This is a genomic window from Pseudomonas sp. 18175 (assembly GCF_050432925.1).
Lineage (GTDB): Bacteria > Pseudomonadota > Gammaproteobacteria > Pseudomonadales > Pseudomonadaceae > Aquipseudomonas.
The window spans coordinates 1-16,775 of record NZ_JBKFTO010000033.1; the positions used below are offsets into that span (position 1 = coordinate 1).

13 protein-coding genes and 3 pseudogenes are annotated in these 16,775 nt (G+C 57.4%); 5 read left to right on the forward strand and 11 right to left on the reverse strand.

Translation table 11 applies throughout. The annotated features are described in order from the left end of the window. Positions 1 to 105: 105 nt before the first annotated feature. The 5 genes and pseudogenes from ACLD1Y_RS29060 to ACLD1Y_RS29080 all read left to right on the forward strand — a co-directional run. Positions 106 to 1,011 (forward strand): annotated as a pseudogene (locus ACLD1Y_RS29060) (efflux RND transporter periplasmic adaptor subunit); the annotation flags it as partial. A 2-nt stretch (positions 1,012 to 1,013) separates the two neighbouring features. Then, entirely contained in the window at positions 1,014 to 4,097 is a 3,084-nt protein-coding gene (locus ACLD1Y_RS29065) for an efflux RND transporter permease subunit (RefSeq protein WP_429481114.1), read from the forward strand. A gap of 134 nt (positions 4,098 to 4,231) precedes the next feature. Next, a pseudogene (locus ACLD1Y_RS29070) lies at positions 4,232 to 8,973 on the forward strand (RHS repeat-associated core domain-containing protein). A 2-nt stretch (positions 8,974 to 8,975) separates the two neighbouring features. Further along, positions 8,976 to 9,365, forward strand: a complete 390-nt coding sequence (locus ACLD1Y_RS29075; protein ID WP_429481115.1) for a hypothetical protein — start codon at positions 8,976 to 8,978, stop codon at positions 9,363 to 9,365. Positions 9,366 to 9,401: 36 nt separating this feature from the next. Continuing rightward, positions 9,402 to 9,815: a hypothetical protein gene (locus ACLD1Y_RS29080; RefSeq protein WP_429481116.1), complete on the forward strand. Its 414-nt coding sequence runs from the start codon at positions 9,402 to 9,404 to the stop codon at positions 9,813 to 9,815. A gap of 87 nt (positions 9,816 to 9,902) precedes the next feature. Here ACLD1Y_RS29080 and ACLD1Y_RS29085 read toward each other — a convergent pair. The 11 genes and pseudogenes from ACLD1Y_RS29085 to ACLD1Y_RS29135 all read right to left on the reverse strand — a co-directional run. Continuing rightward, a pseudogene (locus ACLD1Y_RS29085) lies at positions 9,903 to 10,016 on the reverse strand (GDP-mannose pyrophosphatase); the annotation flags it as partial. Positions 10,017 to 10,198: 182 nt separating this feature from the next. Further along, a complete protein-coding gene (locus tag ACLD1Y_RS29090; protein ID WP_429481117.1) occupies positions 10,199 to 10,555 on the reverse strand; it encodes a Mor transcription activator family protein in 357 nt (118 codons plus the stop codon). Next, positions 10,552 to 10,992: a gp16 family protein gene (locus ACLD1Y_RS29095; protein ID WP_429481118.1), complete on the reverse strand. Its 441-nt coding sequence runs from the start codon at positions 10,990 to 10,992 to the stop codon at positions 10,552 to 10,554. The genes ACLD1Y_RS29090 and ACLD1Y_RS29095 overlap by 4 nt, the downstream gene beginning before the upstream one ends. Next, positions 10,989 to 11,276, reverse strand: a complete 288-nt coding sequence (locus ACLD1Y_RS29100; RefSeq protein ID WP_429481119.1) for a hypothetical protein — start codon at positions 11,274 to 11,276, stop codon at positions 10,989 to 10,991. The genes ACLD1Y_RS29095 and ACLD1Y_RS29100 overlap by 4 nt, the downstream gene beginning before the upstream one ends. Before the next feature lies 1 nt (position 11,277). Continuing rightward, positions 11,278 to 11,472, reverse strand: coding sequence for a hypothetical protein (locus ACLD1Y_RS29105; RefSeq protein WP_429481120.1), 195 nt, complete (start codon positions 11,470 to 11,472; stop codon positions 11,278 to 11,280). A gap of 1 nt (position 11,473) precedes the next feature. Beyond that, entirely contained in the window at positions 11,474 to 12,091 is a 618-nt protein-coding gene (locus ACLD1Y_RS29110; protein ID WP_429481121.1) for a DUF3164 family protein, read from the reverse strand. Further along, positions 12,084 to 12,563 carry a hypothetical protein gene (locus ACLD1Y_RS29115; RefSeq protein WP_429481122.1) on the reverse strand — a complete coding sequence of 160 codons (480 nt, stop codon included), beginning with the start codon at positions 12,561 to 12,563 and terminating at the stop codon, positions 12,084 to 12,086. The genes ACLD1Y_RS29110 and ACLD1Y_RS29115 overlap by 8 nt, the downstream gene beginning before the upstream one ends. Continuing rightward, positions 12,560 to 12,835 (reverse strand): hypothetical protein, encoded by a 276-nt coding sequence (locus ACLD1Y_RS29120; RefSeq protein ID WP_429481123.1) that lies wholly within the window; start codon positions 12,833 to 12,835, stop codon positions 12,560 to 12,562. The genes ACLD1Y_RS29115 and ACLD1Y_RS29120 overlap by 4 nt, the downstream gene beginning before the upstream one ends. A 43-nt stretch (positions 12,836 to 12,878) precedes the next feature. Beyond that, on the reverse strand, positions 12,879 to 14,060 hold the full coding sequence (locus tag ACLD1Y_RS29125; RefSeq protein ID WP_429481124.1) for an ExeA family protein: 1,182 nt from the start codon (positions 14,058 to 14,060) through the stop codon (positions 12,879 to 12,881). Next, positions 14,060 to 15,835, reverse strand: coding sequence for an integrase (locus tag ACLD1Y_RS29130; RefSeq protein WP_429481125.1), 1,776 nt, complete (start codon positions 15,833 to 15,835; stop codon positions 14,060 to 14,062). Before ACLD1Y_RS29130 ends, ACLD1Y_RS29125 begins: the two co-directional genes overlap by 1 nt. A gap of 3 nt (positions 15,836 to 15,838) precedes the next feature. Next, positions 15,839 to 16,768 carry a hypothetical protein gene (locus ACLD1Y_RS29135; RefSeq protein ID WP_429481126.1) on the reverse strand — a complete coding sequence of 310 codons (930 nt, stop codon included), beginning with the start codon at positions 16,766 to 16,768 and terminating at the stop codon, positions 15,839 to 15,841. Between the last annotated feature and the right edge of the window lie 7 nt (positions 16,769 to 16,775).

Here is a 16,775-nt window from a genome sequence, read left to right on the forward strand (position 1 = left end):
CGCAATTGGCGTTTGCCTGATCATGTCTACCTGAATCGCGAGCGCGAGCCTGTGAATAAACAAGTCACTTGAGATCTGACGCGACAACTACGTTGACACACACCGGTCAGCGGCAAAGTGAACGAACGCAAGGTCGATCCCGGCCAGCATGTTTCCCGGGGCGACACCTTGTTGGTGCTGGATATCGGCGACTTCGAACTGGCTCTGCGCTCGGCCAAGAACCGCGTCAACGCCGCCCAGGCCCAACTGCGCCAACGCCGTGACGATGAAAACCGCTACCAGCGCCTGGCCAATACCGGCGCGGTATCGCGGCAGATCTTCGACCAGTCGGCGACCAACCTGCGGGTAGCCGAAGCCGAGTTGGCCTCGGCGCAATCGGACGCCAGCCAGATCGAAAACCGCCGCACCTACTCCGTGCTCAAGGCCGATGGCGACGGCATCATCACCGACGTGCGGGTGGATCGCGGCCAGGTGGTCGCCGAAGGGCAAATCGTGGCACGCCTGGCCCATGACGGCGCCCGCGAAGCCATCGTCAACCTACCGGAAAACCAGCGCGACCAAGCCTCGCAAAAAGCCCTGGCCTTCCCCTTCGGCGCGCCCGACCACGCCGTGACCGCCACCCTGCGCGAACTCTCCGCCAGCGCCGACCCCACCACCCGCACCTACCGCGCCCGCTACGTCCTGCATGGCACCGTCGAGCGCTTCGCCCTCGGCTCCACCATCACCGTGCGCCTGCAAGGCAACGGCCAGGCCCAGCAAACCCGCGTCCCCATCGGCGCCTTGCAGGACACCGGACAAGGCAGCGGCGTATGGCTGATTGGCGCTGATGACAAGGTCAGCTTCGCCCCGGTCAAGGTCGCCAGCCTCGGCCAGGAGGACGCCCTGCTCGACAGCGGCGTAGTCCCCGGCCAGGTCATCGTCGCCCTTGGCGCACACCTGCTGCACAGCGGTGATGCGGTGCGCCTGCTACCCGCCCAGGAACTGGCCCTCAACCGCAAGCAGGATCACTGAGCATGCGCGGCATCAATCTCTCTGAACTGGCGGTCAAGCACCGCGCCGTCACGTTGTTCCTGATCATTGCGATCCTCGCCGCCGGGGTCTTCTCGTTCGGCAAACTGGGGCGCGCCGAAGACCCGTCGTTCACGGTCAAGGTCATGACCATCACCGCCGCCTGGCCCGGCGCCACGGCCCAGGAGATGCAGGAACAAGTGGCCGACCGCCTGGAAAAACGCTTGCAAGAGTTGGACTATTACGACCGCGTCGAGACCATCGCCCAGCCAGGCTTTGTGTCGATGCGCATGACCTTCAAGGAGTCCACCCGGCCCAACGAAATCCAGGACCTGTTCTACCAGACCCGCAAGAAGCTCAGCGATGAGGCGGCGAAACTGCCCAAGGGCGTGATCGGGCCGTTCTTCAACGATGAATATTCCGATGTGTACTTTGCGCTGTATGCCTTGGAAGCCGAGTACCTACCGCACCGACAGCAGGTGCAGATGGCCGAAGCACTGCGCCAGAGTTTCCTCAACCTGCCGGGGGTGAAGAAGGTCAACATCCTTGGCGAACAGGCGCAGCGCGTGTTTGTGGAGTTTTCCTATGAGCGCCTGGCGACCCTGGGCATCAAGCCAGACCAGATTTTTTCCGCCTTGGCCGCACAAAACGCTGTAGCGCCCTCGGGCTTTGTGGAGACCGCCGGGGCCCGCGCTTACATCCGTATCGACGGGGCTTTTGACAGCCTGTCGCTGATTGAAAACGTGCCGCTGGAAGTCAACGGCCGCGTCCTGCGCATCGCCGATGTGGCCACGGTAAGCCGTGGTTATGAAGACCCGCCCAGCTACCGCATCCGCCACCAGGGCGACCCGGCCTTGATGTTGGGCGTGATCATGGAAAAACACTGGAACGGCCTGGAACTGGACAAGAGTCTCAAGGCCCAGGAAGCCAGGATCCACGCCGACCTGCCCCTGGGCGTGAATTTCGCCAAGGTCTCCGACCAGGCAAAAAACATCAGCCTGGCGGTGAATGAGTTCATGCTCAAGTTCTTCGTCGCCCTGGCCGTGGTGATGGTGATCAGCCTGTTGGCGCTGGGCTTTCGTGTGGGTCTGGTGGTGGCTGCGGCAGTGCCGCTGACCTTGTCGGTGGTGTTTGTGATCATGCTGCTCACCGGGCGTGAGTTCGACCGTATCACCCTCGGTGCACTGATCATCTCCCTTGGCCTGCTGGTGGACGACGCCATCATCGCCATCGAGATGATGGTGGTGAAGCTTGAGGAAGGCTTTGATCGGATTCACGCCGCGACCTTTGCCTGGAGCTCCACCGCCGCGCCGATGTTGACCGGCACCTTGGTGACCATCATCGGCTTTCTGCCGGTGGGGTTTGCGCGTTCGGGCGCGGGGGAATATGCCGGCAATATCTTCTGGATCGTCGGCTTTGCGTTGATTGCTTCGTGGCTGGTGGCGGTGGTGTTTACGCCGTATCTAGGCGTGAAGTTGCTGCCGCAGATCAAGCCCGTTCCCGGCGGGCATGATGCGATCTACGCCGGGCGTTACTACCAGAAGCTGCGCGGGCTGGTGGAGGCATGTGTGCGTCGGCGCTGGCTGGTGACCGGTCTTGTGGTCACCGCGTTTGTACTGTGCGGCTTGGGCATGGGCGTGGTGAAGAAGCAGTTCTTCCCCAACTCGGACCGTTCCGAGCTGATTCTTGAGGTGTATATGCCGCCCGGCAGCGCGTTCAAAAGCACTGAGGCGGTGGCTGCGCAGTTGGAGAAGGCGCTGCTGCAAGAGCCACAGACCACGATGGTCGACACCTACGTCGGCGGTGGCGCGCCACGCTTTTTCCTGTCGCTGAACCCTGAGCTGCCGGACCCTGCGTTTGCCAAGTTGATCGTGCAGACGCCGGACTCCCACGCCCGCGATGCGCTGAAGGTACGCATGCGTGAGCGCATTGCTGCCGGTGAATTTCCCTCCGCTCGGGTGCGTGTGACCCAACTGCTGTTCGGGCCACCGGTGCCGTTCCCCGTGGTGTTCCGCGTCTCGGGGCCCGATGTGGAGGTGCTGCGCGGCCTGGCCGAAGACGTGCGCAAAGTCGTCGCCGCCAACCGCCTCACCAAGGACGCCTTCCTCGATTGGGGCGAGCGCACCAGCGGCTATCGCCTGGTATTGGACCAAGACCGCCTGCGTCTGCTGGGTTTCACCCCCAACGAGGTCAAATCCCAGCTCAATGCCTTGCTCAGCGGCAACCCGATCACCGAAGTACGCGAAGGCAACCGCACCGTCTCGGTGGTCGCCCGCGCCGAGGGCAGCCAGCGCGAGAACCTGGGTAACCTCAACAACATGACCCTCACCAACAGCGCCGGCACCTCAGTGCCGCTGGCACAGGTCGGGCACTTCCAACCGGTGATGGAAGAGCCGATCCTCAAGCGCCGCAACCGCGCGGCCACCGTGGAAGTACGCGCCGACATCATCGACGGCGTGCAACCGCCCGATGTGGAAATGGCCGTGTACAGAGACCTGCAACCCCTGATCGCCGCGTTGCCCGCTGGTTACCAGATCGACATCGGCGGCCCGGTGGAAGAAAGCGCCAAGGCCAACGTCGCCCTGGCTGCGCTGTTCCCGATCATGATCCTGCTGACCCTCACCGTGATCATGTTCCAGGTGCGTTCGTTCGGGGTGATGTTCATGGTCTTCGCCACCGCGCCCCTGGGCTTGATAGGCGCGGTGCCGACCTTGTTGCTGTTCAACCAGCCGTTCGGCTTCAACGCGATTTTGGGGCTGATTGGGATCGGCGGGATCTTGATGCGCAACACGCTGATCTTCACCGACCAGATCCGTCAGAACCAGGAACACGGCATGGCGATTCGCGAAGCGATTGTCGAAGCCACCGTCCGCCGTGCACGGCCAGTGATCTTGACAGCGCTGGCGGCGGCCTTGGCGTTTATCCCGCTGACGCTGTCGGTGTTCTGGTCATCCCTGGCCTATGTGCTGATTGGCGGGGTATTGGTGGGCACGGTGTTGACGCTGTTGTTCCTACCGGCGTTGTGCAGTCTGGTGCTGGGGCGCACGGCGCAGAAACCTGTCGAAATTTCCCACATTACGGCCGGATAAGCTCTACTCCCCGCCCCTGAAATCCTCTGCAAAGTCCCTCGCCTGAATACACAGTGCGAGGGATTGCAGATGAATTTAGTGGTTGCAAGGGTTCAAGCGTGAACCCGGCCATTGGCAGGCTGGCCCTGACCCCAATGAATGTGAAAACGGTCGATGTCGAGGCTGTTTTCCGAGATTTTCGCGGTTGCTTGAATACCTTTGACGAGTGGGCTTCAAGCTTTTGGAGCTTCTCGGCGCTGGATGTCGAGCAGGTGTTCAAAGTCGGCGACGAGGTGGCGCTGGTCGCGCCGATCACCGGTTCGCTGTTTCCTAGCACCACCACTGCGATGTGCGGCGCAAACGGCACATTGACCCTGGTGCACCTGTTCCAGAGCACCCGTTTTGTGCCGATCGGCAATACGCCGGTGATGCTGCAACGTATCGACCCCAACGGCGGCCCACTGGGTGAGCCGATCCACCACACCATCGGCCCGAGCGGCATTCTCGAAATCACCGAGTGTGAGCGCAACCAGCAGTATCGGGTCAGCTTTTATCCCAACGTTTCCCAGGATCATCTCAAGGCGCTGTATGGGTCTTATCAGTCGGTGATTGATGAGCTGGAAGCGCGCCTGCGTGAGGCGTGGACAGATACCTTCCAAGCCCAGTGGCAAACCTTTACCGACGCCAAGCCACTCGACCAGCGCCGCCTGTTGGAGAGCGCATTTCTACGCGGCATGGGCACAGCGCTTTACAGTCTTTGGGACAATTTCACACAGCTGTATGACCTGCTGGCGGACATCCAGCCCAACAGTGAAAAGCTGCTGGCGTACCTCTCCGAATCCGAACTCGATGAACTGCTGAAGCTGGGCAATGACGCCATTTCCAAGGGCTTGCTGGTGCTCAGTGATGAGCCGCTGATGTTTATCTACCTGTCGGCGATAGCCAGCTGGATACGGCTGTTGCCGCCGCAGGACATGAGCGAGGTGATGGGGGAAATCACTGGCGAGGTGTTGATCAACCTGCTGCTGTTGAGGGTTGCAGGTGCCATGGGCGTGGCGGTGCGCCTCGGTGCTCAGGGGTTGAGCCAAATCAAATCCAGTCGGGTACGGCAGTTGCTGGAGGTGCTGGCCCGACAGCTTGTGGGGCCGCATTTGGCCGCGCATGCCGATGCGGTAAAGCCGGTGCTGTTAGGGGGGCCAGCGACGTCGATCAAGACGATCCCGGCGGTGCCGTTGAAGGCTGGGGATGAGTTGGTTTCGAACCCGGTGGCGATGGCGCGGGATAAGGCCATGCAGAGGACTGCGTTGGTTCGGCAGGAGCACGTGGATGACGTGCCGGTTTCGGGGAAAAACCCGAACGGGGATGCGGCTTCAAGTGCGGATAAAACAGCCACCAATGGCTGCCCGGTGTCGATGGTCACCGGCGAAGAGCTGCTGACTTTGGTGGATGGAGCGCTGGACGGGATTTTGCCGTTTGAGTGGACCCGGTTGTATCGCACCAGTGCGGTGGAAGTGGATGGCGGGTTGGGGTTTGGTTGGAGTCACTCGCTGGCGCATCGGCTTTCTGTTGCTGGTGATTCGGTGGTGTGGACCGATCATGAGAATCGCGCGATTGCCCTGCCCTTGCCCTCTTCTTCTCGGCCTGCGATTACCAATAGCTTGGCCGAAGTGGCGATCTACTTGGGCTCGGTGCCAGAAGAATTGGTACTGGCGCAGGAGTCACGTTTCTACCACTTCGTTAACGGCGCGCTGACGGCGATCAGCGATGCGTATGGCAACCGGCTGCGTATTTCCCGTGACTTTTTGGGCCGCATTGAACGCGTGGATAACGGTGTGGCCGCTCGCTGTTCTTGCGGTATGAATCGGGCCGCATTGTGGCGGTGGAGTACCAGATTCAGCGGGCCAAGGACTATGAACCCTACGTCTGGGTGACCGAACATTGCGTGGTTTCCTACGCCTATGACGAACTCGGCAGGCTGGTTTCGGCGACCAATGCCATAGGCGAAACCGAGACTTATCGCTACGACGATCAGCACGTCATTCTTGAACGCGGCTTGGCCGGTGGGGCGAGTTTCTTCTGGGCGTGGGAACGCTCTGGCAAGGCGGCGCGATGTGTCCGGCATTGGGCCAGTTTCGCGCAGATGGACACGCGGTATGCCTGGGATGACAACGGCCGCGTCACTGTGTTTAACGCCGATGGCAGCCAGGAAGTCTATGTGCATGACCAGCGCGCGCGGCTGGTGCAGCGGGTTGATCCGGATGGCGCCCAGCACTTCAAATCCTACGACGACAACGGCCGGCTGACGGTTGAGCAAGACCCGTTGGGGGCGGTGACGGCGTATCAGTACGACGACGCCGGGCGTTTGGTGGCGGTGTTTCCGGGGGAGGATGAGCCGACATCCTACGAGCATCACAACGGCTTCGTACGGGTGGTACGGCGCGGTGAAGCGGTTTGGAAGTACGAGCGTAATGATCAGGGCGATGTCACGCGCAAGATTGATCCTGATGGGCATATCACCGACTACAGCTACAACAAATATGGGCAGTTGATTGGGGTTTGGTATCCCGATCACAGCAGTCAGCGGTTGGTTTGGAATGAGCGCGGGCAGTTACTTGAGGAACAGCTGCCCAATGGCGGTATCAAGCGGTATCGCTATGACGATATTGGGCGGCAGATTGCGCGGGAGGACGAACATGGCGCGCTGACCCAGTATCAGTGGGACAGCGTTGGACGCTTGATCCGTTTAGTACTTCCGGGCGGTTTGACGCGGGAATACAGCTACAACCCCTATGGAAAAATCACCGCCGAGCGCGATGAACTCGGGCGCGTGACGCGGTACGAATATGCGGATGGTTTGCACCTGATCAGCCGCCGCATCAATGCGGATGGCACCCAGGTTAAATACCGCTACGACAACACCCGGTTACTGCTGACCGAAATCGAAAATGAGGTCGGTGAAAGCTACCGGCTGGATTACCACCCCAACGGGCTGATCCAACAGGAAACCGGGTTTGACGGCCAACGTACTGCCTACGTCTACGACCTCAACGGCAATCTGCAGGAAAAAACCGAACACGGTGATGACGGTAGTCAGCTCGTCACTCGTTACGAACGCGACTTCGCCGGGTGCCTTGTACGAAAAACCCTGCCTGATGGAAAGGCTATCGACTATGCCTACGACCGCCAGGGCAATCTCCTTAGCGTCGAAGACGGCCATTGGGCACTTTCCTACGAATACGACCACCAAAACCGCCTCATCGCCGAACATCAAGGCTGGGGCACCTTGCGTTACGGCTACGACGCCTGCGGCCAGCTCCAAAAACTTCGCCTGCCAGATAACAACCGTGTTGTTTTTAATCATGCAAAAGGCGGCCACCTCGCCACAGTCGAACTGAACGGCGAAATCCTCACTTCACACCTCTACAAATCCGGCCAGGAACACCAACGCCTACAAGGCCACCTCCTCAGCCACTACCACTACGACGACCAACAGCGCCTCCACGCCCATGCCGTCACTCACCAAGAACACTACTTCTACCAACGCCAATACGACTACGAAAAATCCGGCAATCTCACCCGCCTATTCGACACTCGCAAAGGCGAACACCTTTACCAGTACGACCCCCTCAACCGCCTAACCCGCGCCGATCACTCCCAAGACCTGCAAGAACGCTTCGCCCACGACCCGGCGGGCAACCTGCTGATGCAAGACCGCCCCGGCCCCGACATCGTGGCGGGTAATCGCCTGCTGATGCAGGGCGACAACCACTACGACTACGACGCCTTCGGTAACCTGATCCGTGAACGGCGCGGCAAAGGCCATCAACTCGTCACCGAATACCGCTATGACTGTCAGCATCGGTTGATCGGGGTCACCAAACCCAACGGCCAAACTGCCAGCTATCGCTATGACCCGTTTGGGCGGCGTATCAGCAAAACCGTGGATGGGGAAACCACGGAGTTCTTCTGGCAAGGCGACAAGCTCATTGCCGAGCATCACAAAGACCGACACCGCAGCTACCTCTACGAGCCGGATAGCTTTCGTCCACTGGCAATGCTGGAAGGCTTCGGCCCAAAAGCGACCAAGCCCTACCACTACCAACTTGACCACCTCGGCACGCCCCAAGAACTCACCAGCCCTGACGGCGAAATCGTCTGGTCCGCCCACTACCGCGCCTACGGCGAAATCTCCCGCCTTGATATCGCCAAAATCGACAACCCGCTACGTTTCCAAGGCCAGTACTTCGACCAGGAAAGCGGGCTGCACTACAACCGCCATCGCTACTACCATCCGGATATCGGTCGCTACCTGACCCCTGACCCGGTGAAGCTAGCGGGTGGGATCAACGCCTACCAATACGTGCCCAATCCGACAGGTTGGATAGACCCGCTAGGCTTGAACAACTGTCCACATGCGGATAGCTGCAAGCCACCAATCAGCAAGGAACATTCGGGCGTACAGACGAAGGTAAATGAGGATGCTCCCTCGCTACCCGCGCCAAGTGCAAAAAAAGAATATTTATATCGAGGAGACTCAAGGCATCCAGACGAAATTTTTAAGACCGGTTTTGAGAGCAGAGGAAAAAGTACGGACCTCTACCTGCACTCCCAAAACAACGCAAACCCGCCAAGCAACTTTGTAAGCACGTCGACCTCAAGAGAGCAAGGATTAATGTTCGCCACAACATTTGGATTGGAGGAAGGCTACCTTTATACTCTGAGAAAAATTCCCGGCCGGGATGTCAATAAAGAACTAGGTAGCTTATCCGATTATAAAACTGAGCGTGAAATCGCAATACCGAATCGAATAGACACCAAAGATATACTTGGCGCCACACCTGTTCACGATGATGGAACACACAAAGGCTACTCCTTAATCAATCCAAACAGAGATTAACAATGATAACTCTCGGCATTGAAATTATTAGAAACCTTCATCGCGAGACAGCTGAAATCGAAGTTGATAGAAGCACGTCAACACTGTCGATCACATTCGCCAACGGGCTTAAAAAAACCTACTCCGACATAGATATTTACATCTGTTTTGGATCGCTAAGAAAAGAATTTAACGATATAAAATTCCTTTGCAAGGGATCAAAGATAAATGTCTACCCCTCTGCAATGGCATCCCAAATGTCTAGCGGCGTGGTCGCCTACGAAGTAATAATGGGTGACCCTGATGCGAAACTCGTTCGTATATTCGATTACGAAGAAGCCGACCTTACAAATGACATCAATGAACAGATCGCCTTTCGAAACAAGTGGGCTGAATCACTGCAGAACAATTAACACGCCAATACACCTTTACTTTAGGACAAAGCAACAATGAAAATAAAGACCGTCATGGTCAGGGTCGACAACCAAAAAATCGAGACTACCGTAGAGTTTGATGACAAGGCCTATAAAATGCGCTTTTCAGAGTCAAGTAATCCCGGAAAAATCTACACAGGAAAAGATATATACAAGTGCCTAGCAGCGGTCAGAGCGGATTTCCCACACATGACATTTTTGTGTAAGGGCGCAAAGATAAATGTCATGCCATCAAGGATGGCATCCCAGATGAGTGCAGGGCTTATCGCTTACGAACTGACACTAGGCAAGCAAGCGACTAGCGAGGACATAGTCCACTTATTCGATTATGAAGAAAACAACCTCACCAACAACCCACAAGTTCAGATCGACTTCTTTAAGAAATGGCTCACTTCATTAAGTGCTCAACGATATGAAAAATTCAATTGAGGATTTGCTCAAGCAAATTGATTTCGTCTGTTACAGAATAGGCCCGCAGCCCAGTGCTGGGTAAGCCCCCACACCAAAAAAGCTGGCTCACCAGCGTTCTTTTAGCATGCGCAGCTCCAGATGTTGCAACAACATGATGGTCTTCCCATCCACAATCTCCCCACTCTGCACCATCGCAAACGCCTGCTCAAACCCCAGTTGTTCAGGACTGAGATAAATCCCAGCCATGTGGCTAGATAAATCCGGGACACCCTGGGATAAAGCGGTTCATTCTGGGGGGGATTTTGAAATAGGGTTGCCACCCGTGCAAGAACCATTACCCCCGTTCAGCCGACGCTGACCGGGGGTTGGTTTCGTCTGGCGAAGCGCCCGTTACCTGATCCTCATTCGTCATCGGGAGACGCAAACAGGTCGCGCTGGTTCTTGGCGATGGTTGCCAGGCGCATCCTCTTCATCACTTTATAGACCAACTGAACACAAACCCCGTGCTTGGTCGCAACCTCATGATGGTTGCGACCGTTACAGTCGTCGTAGATTTGTTGATGTAGTTTGGACGTCCGGACACTGATTCTCTTGGGGATGTAAACCACCTGACCACCCCATAGATGAGCAAACATCGTGATAATTTCGATGCAGGTAGCCTCGGCAACCTCTGAGCTGACACCCAAGCTTTGCTGAATCACTTTTGTCATGGGCTCGATTGTTTCGCTCAGTAGATCATCGCCTCGAATGGTGCTCATGGCTCAACTCTCTTTATCCACTGTTTCAATTGCTCAATGACCCAGCTAGCTTGGGCCGGAGTAATCCATTGCAGTGCTGAAACCTTGGTTCTGCTCAGCACGAACTTCGCCAGGGCCTCCTCGGAGCTATCGCGCACCGCCCCCAGATCGTGTAACGAAAGCCACAGAGATCGGATTTTCTTCGACTGCTCATCATCAGCCAGCGGACGCGTCTGCACTTTGGTTGGACGAACCTTGAAGCCCCGAAGCTTGAGCTGTTCCAAAACCCTGATCAGGTTTGGAAGGCTCAAGTCAGCCGTAGATGTAGCGCCATTCAAACCCTGCATTCCAGCCAACATCAGCCGATAGGTATCGTCGTCCATACGTAATTCTCGACGAGCAACGTGGATCAGCTTGATATAGCGCAGGCGATCGGAGCTGGAGGGCGCGTTTTTCACTGGGTATCTCCAGATTCGTCTTCCTCATCGACCTTCGTGATCGATAGTGGAAATTTGCCAAAAAGATCCAACGCAGTAGCTAGCCCGGCCTTAAAACCTTTGCGCTCGTCGCCTAGCAAGATGACTTGCTGATCGTTGGCACCACGTAGCACCAACTCCGCATCCGCTGGCGCCTGCACAATCATCTGAAGCTGTGAGACGCGTTTGGCATGCCACTCCTGAAGCAGCTCTACGATCTCCACTACGTCAGGGTCAACGATATTCGCTTTCACTTGATCGCTCATGTCAGATGCTCCTATCCACTGTGTCGGGCAAGACGACTTCGACATATTCGACGGAGCAGCCAAAATCACTCAATGTCAGCAGCAGGTCGAGGCCCTCGTTCAAGGAGAAGAACAACATCCAGAGAGCAAAACAAACCCAAACGCTCTTAGGGACTTTGGGTAAAACGATGATGGGACCCACTTTAGAAATTTCCATGTCACACCACCGCCAAGTCGAGGGGGATAGCCTTGTAGCTGTCCGAGTCACCAATTCGCTCATAAACTCGGATGTACACGGAACTGCCCGTGACGAGGATGGAATCCTTCACCGCCTGCATCGCGGCCTTCCAGTTTTCGTCATTGATCTCCAGGCGTAACAAGTCGAGCACGTCGGAGGTCTTGATCTGGCCGTTGCGGTTAGGACTAAACGTCCTGTCGACGATTGCTAAAAGATGCCCGTCCGCGCCCTTACTCCAAGCGCGGATGCAGTCGTAAACCATGACTTTCGCCACCTCCATTTCCTCGGTGAAGGTCAGTCGGTCGGCGTAGGCTCGCTGTACCTTGAATTGGCCGTCGTAGGTGGCAATGGTCACATTGCCCTTCTTGCCGCCCATCTGAACGCCATAACGCTCACCGGCAATGCTGATCAAGTCCGCCACGTCAGCCAGGGTTTTTTGCTTGAAATTTTTCAGTGCCAGGTTCAGCGCCTTGGCCGCTTCAGCCACCTCACGAGCTACTTGATCACGCAGCTTGTCCTGCTCCCGCACCTGGTCGACGGGCACCAGGTGGCCCATAGCGTTGCGTACGAAGCCATCTAGAACTTGGTTGTCAGACATTGCTGTTCTCCTTTGCAAACGCTTGAAGATGCAAGGTGGTCCACTGACAGGTGTCATCAGCGCGCAGGCCTTGAGTCTGCACTGCGACCCGCTCGACGCCGCCTGATTTGTCGTAGACGGTGATCAGCCAACCACTAACGCGGTTGAAACCGATCTCCAGCCTGAGGAACGGCTTCAGCTTCAATGCCTCGTCAAAGGCCTCCAATAGACCATCCAACTGGATGACGTGATCGCTGCATTCAGCGTGTAAACAGTTCATGACGACGCGCAGGTGTTCAATTGCATCCGGCAACCGATCCTCTGCAATGGCCGTGTGAGCAGCCTCAAGCACTAGCGAGGAATCAGGCACCTGCTGAACATGGTCCAGAAGCACGGCCACATGCTGCTGCGTCTCTCGCCAGAGCAAGGTCTGGGTTTCAGATTCCACAGCGGCTCTGAGAGCTTTAATCGAAGCATAAAGGGTGCGATTCATTGTTCTTGCTCCTTCACCTGCGTAAGCCACACCACCTCGACTCCACGAATCTTCACGGTATTGCAGGTGAAGCGCCCTTGGGTCAGGTAGCAAATGCCACGGACCTCTTGCCCAAAGCGGTTTAAAAGCAACTGGGCACTGGACGGTTCGATAAAAATCCTGTGCTCGGTGAGCATCAGAGCGCAGATTTCAACGCCAGCGGTACGCATGCAGCGGGAGACATCGTTGAAAGCTGACAACTTCCCCGGAAACTCTTCGGCGAGAATACTCATGGGTGTTGCTGACCGGCTCGCGACTAATTTCAATGCAGGCATCTCACACCCCCTTTACAACGTCAGCGGTAACTACCGGCACCCCAAGTTGGGTAGCAAGGTTCATAGCGGCGACCATCAAGTTGCCGATAGCCAAGGGATACAGCAGCGACACTGTCTGCTCACGCCCTCCACGGCGATCCGGTTGGGACAGGCGTTCAGCAATGGCTTGAAGGCCGCTTGCATCAATGACCTCTGCAAGTGGCTTACCCACTCGTTCGAAACGAAACGCCAGAAACTCCTCCAGACGGGCACCTTCGACAGGCGGCAACGTGACCCGCTCGCACCGTTGTACAACTTCCCGCACATCCGCGTTGCGCTCACTCAGCTTCACGCTCAGTTCGGGCTGGCCGATCATGATGATACTCACCAGTTTGGTGAAGCCAACCTCCAGCTCCAGGATGCGCTTGAGGTGCTTGAGCGTCGGGATCGGCAAGCTATGCGCCTCCTCGATCACCAGGCAATGGCGATAGCCTGCGGCGTAGGACTCTTTCAACACCTTGTGTAACTGGGCAAAGCGGGCCTCGGGACTGTTTTTCGGCTTGGTCAGGGGCGAGACGGCGGCCATCATTGCCTCGGCAATGTGAGTGCTTTTCAGAGATTTACCCTTCGTGTCGTTGTCTTCAGAAGCCAGCACATATGGCTCAATGACCAACACGGGCTCGTTGTTCTCCGCAATCCGGTTCACAAGGTCGCGGCGCAACGTACTTTTCCCTGCGCCGGACTCCCCTTCAATCGCCAGGAACCCGCCGTGCCGTGCGGTCTGAAACATCACCTCTCGGACGTAGCGAATGTCAGGGCTAACCCACATGTCTTGAGTGCAGGAAAACTCCCCAAAGGGGTCTCGGGTCAAGTTGAATGCCCGACGAGTAATTGGCAGCAAGGTTTGTTTTGGCAGTAACATGGCATCGTCCTCCCCGGACGGCTCATTCATTTGGGCCGGATCTGTCGTGTTGGCGCACGGCAGGTCCACTTCTTCAAAAGCGCTGGCGATGTCTGCATCGTTGACGCCTGACTCATTCAAGAACACACGAATGCGCCCCTGTAACACCTCACAGTCCAGGCTGCGCGGCCATTGGCTGTGGTTCAGCAATTGAGCAACAGCAGCGCTGCTCAGGTTCAGCGACTCGGCCAGGGCCGACTGAGGCCGACCGACCTCCTGTAAAACGCGCTTAAGTTTCAACATCACTCACCTCCAACCGCCGCCAGAACCAGGCTGAACGGTTTGCGCATGACCTCGACAGGTCGTTTTAGCTCCGCCTCAATGGCGTTGAGCTGTTCTTGGGCAATGCCCTCCGGGTAATGCTGCTGTAGCCAGGTGAAAGCCTCGGAGGACCAGAGGTCCGCCATCCGTGGGCGCAGCAGTTTCGCTGCCTCGACATGCGTGAGCAGTGACTGCTCGACAGTCGGGGCGTTGACGTTCAGGGCCGTACCGCGACGCGGCAGGTATGCCGGTAGCACCGTGTCGGTCACATGTTTGTGTGGGTCGATCAGGCCTCCGAACGGAATCGCCTTGGCCTTGCGAGCGGTTTCGGCTCCGGCCACGCTGGTGGTGCCCGTGGCGATCTGCTCCAACAGCTTACGCGCCGTTTGCGCAGGCGTTTCGGAGTGGCGCTTGTGCTGCTCACCGATGGTGGCCGAGGTGTCGGCAAAGCCGAATTGATCCGTGCCGACCCGCTCGACAACGTGGTAATGCTCGCGGCCATCAGAACCAATCAACACCGCGATGGCTGAGTCTTTGTCGCGCCAGCAGTTGCGGGTCATCAGCAGCTTGTCGCCGACCATCACCTCGGGTACCGAGCAAACATCGAACTGATCGCCCCTGAACGAAACACGCAACAGATTGCTGACCTTGCGGTATTCCGGCGTGCTGACGGCCAGTTCGCGGCACACCTCAACGCTCGGCGCCAGGCGCAACTCGCCTTGTTTGATCATCAGCCACACGCTATAGCGGCTACGCTCGGTGCGGGTATGAATGGCTGTGGCATTGAAGTAACGCATCCATTGCCCCGCCCAGGTATTGATCTGCCCCAAGCTGGTCGCAGCCTGAAGTTTCAGGGCACTCTCAAACTCTCGCTCAACGATGTTATGGGCCTGCTCCACCTGTCCCTTGGCCCTAGCATTGCCGACCTGATTGATGATCAGTTCAATGGACATTGCCCGGCACAGGTTGCGAAAAATCCCACTGGTCATGGCCGCGCCTGGGTCCGTCATCAGCATCCAGGGCACGCCGTGGAACGGGTCGGACTCGTGACGCTTCTGCATTGCGTTGATCAACACACCGCACAGATTCTCCGCCGACTCCGCACCCAGCACATACTCGACATACAACGTGCCGCTGGTGTGGTCTGTAATCACATAACGCCACAGGCGCTGACGCTCGATCCTCTTCAGGTTGCCCGGTTTTCCGTCATAGAACTCGGCCTGCTTCATCACGCGAACACCGTCATTCGCCAGGTAGAACTGCGTCGAAATAGAGGCGTCCACCTGCCACACATGGTTAGGGTGCTTGCTGGCCAGCGACACAGCCGGCGCATCCTGCAGCAGTTGCTCGGGGTGCAGCTTGTAGCCGCGCAACGCCCGGCTGATGGCGCCATTGGAAAGTGGCCGAAATGCACCCGTGGTTTCGTCCACACGGCCTGCGACTATAAGGTTGTTGCTGCGCAGTCGCTCCACCGCTCGTTCGATGGTCGACAACTGTTTGTTATTGGCCCTGATCGACTCCAGCAACATCGCCGAGATCAGCCGGGCTTCATTCAAAGGCAATGCGCTATTACCCGCATCACTGCGACGCTTACGTGGCTTACTCACAGAAACCTCCTTCAACTTACGTTGCAGGGTTTGAAGGGAGATACTCAGCTCGGCCGCACCGGCCTTATAGATCGCGGTGCGCTGGCCGTGCGGGGCGCAGGCTGCCCGTTGGGCAATCTGAGCCAGTTGCTGGGTCAGTACCGGGTTCATGGCTTAAGCCTCAGCCGGGCTCATCCATTCGGGGGTATCGCCCTGGTGCTCGGGCAAATGGAACTCGCTGCGTACCTTTGCCAAGGTGGTGACAAGCTGACGGATCAAGTCCGCCTGATAGGCACGGTGATCCTGGCCCTGTTCGACACCGTGCTCAGCCATCTTGGAGAAGCCTTCGCGCAACTCGCCGAGGATCTTGGCTTCAATCTGAAAGTGCAGGCCGACCACCTCAGCGCGCAGCTCTTTGATGACATCGTCCGGCGTGGCGGACTGAATACGCCTGCGGGTTTTCTCCAGCTCCATCTTGGTCTGGTCTAACTCGCCGGAACGCTTGGCCATTATCTCGCCCTGGGCTTCATAATCCGCATTTACGTCGTTCAGACGTTGAGTCAGTTCGGCTTTTTCCTTGCTGTGTTTGGCAATCATTTCCTCGGCGAGATCGACAAATGCTTCCTTGTCACCCGCCTTGGCAACCTCAATCAGGGCGGCTTTCTCATCTTCAGGAAGGCGCCGGTACTGACGCATTTCGCGGTAGCCGATGCCCATGCGGGACATGGACTCAAGGGCGCCCTCGCCAAATTGGCGCAGGTTATTTATGTCTTCGTTTACCTTGGGTGCAGAAGTGCCCAGCAGGCTGCAAAATTCTTCCCAAGTGCCGCTCAAACCGCGACCGTCGCGGTCGTGCATCCCCGCCAAGCCCCGGTACAGCTTGTTTTCTTTCACATAGGCCATCTTGGAAACCGCGACCGTCGCGGTGAACTTGCCTATGGAGTCAGCCATTTGAGCCTGGCCGAGCAACTGATTGATGATGTCCCGCTCCTCACTATGCGAGGTCATTGCGGTGGCCATCGAATTTTGAGTGGCGGTCAGCATTTCGCCATCTAAAGCAGGCAATTCAATGGGGTCAGTAATTTGGGCTTTTGCGCGTGCCATGGTTGTC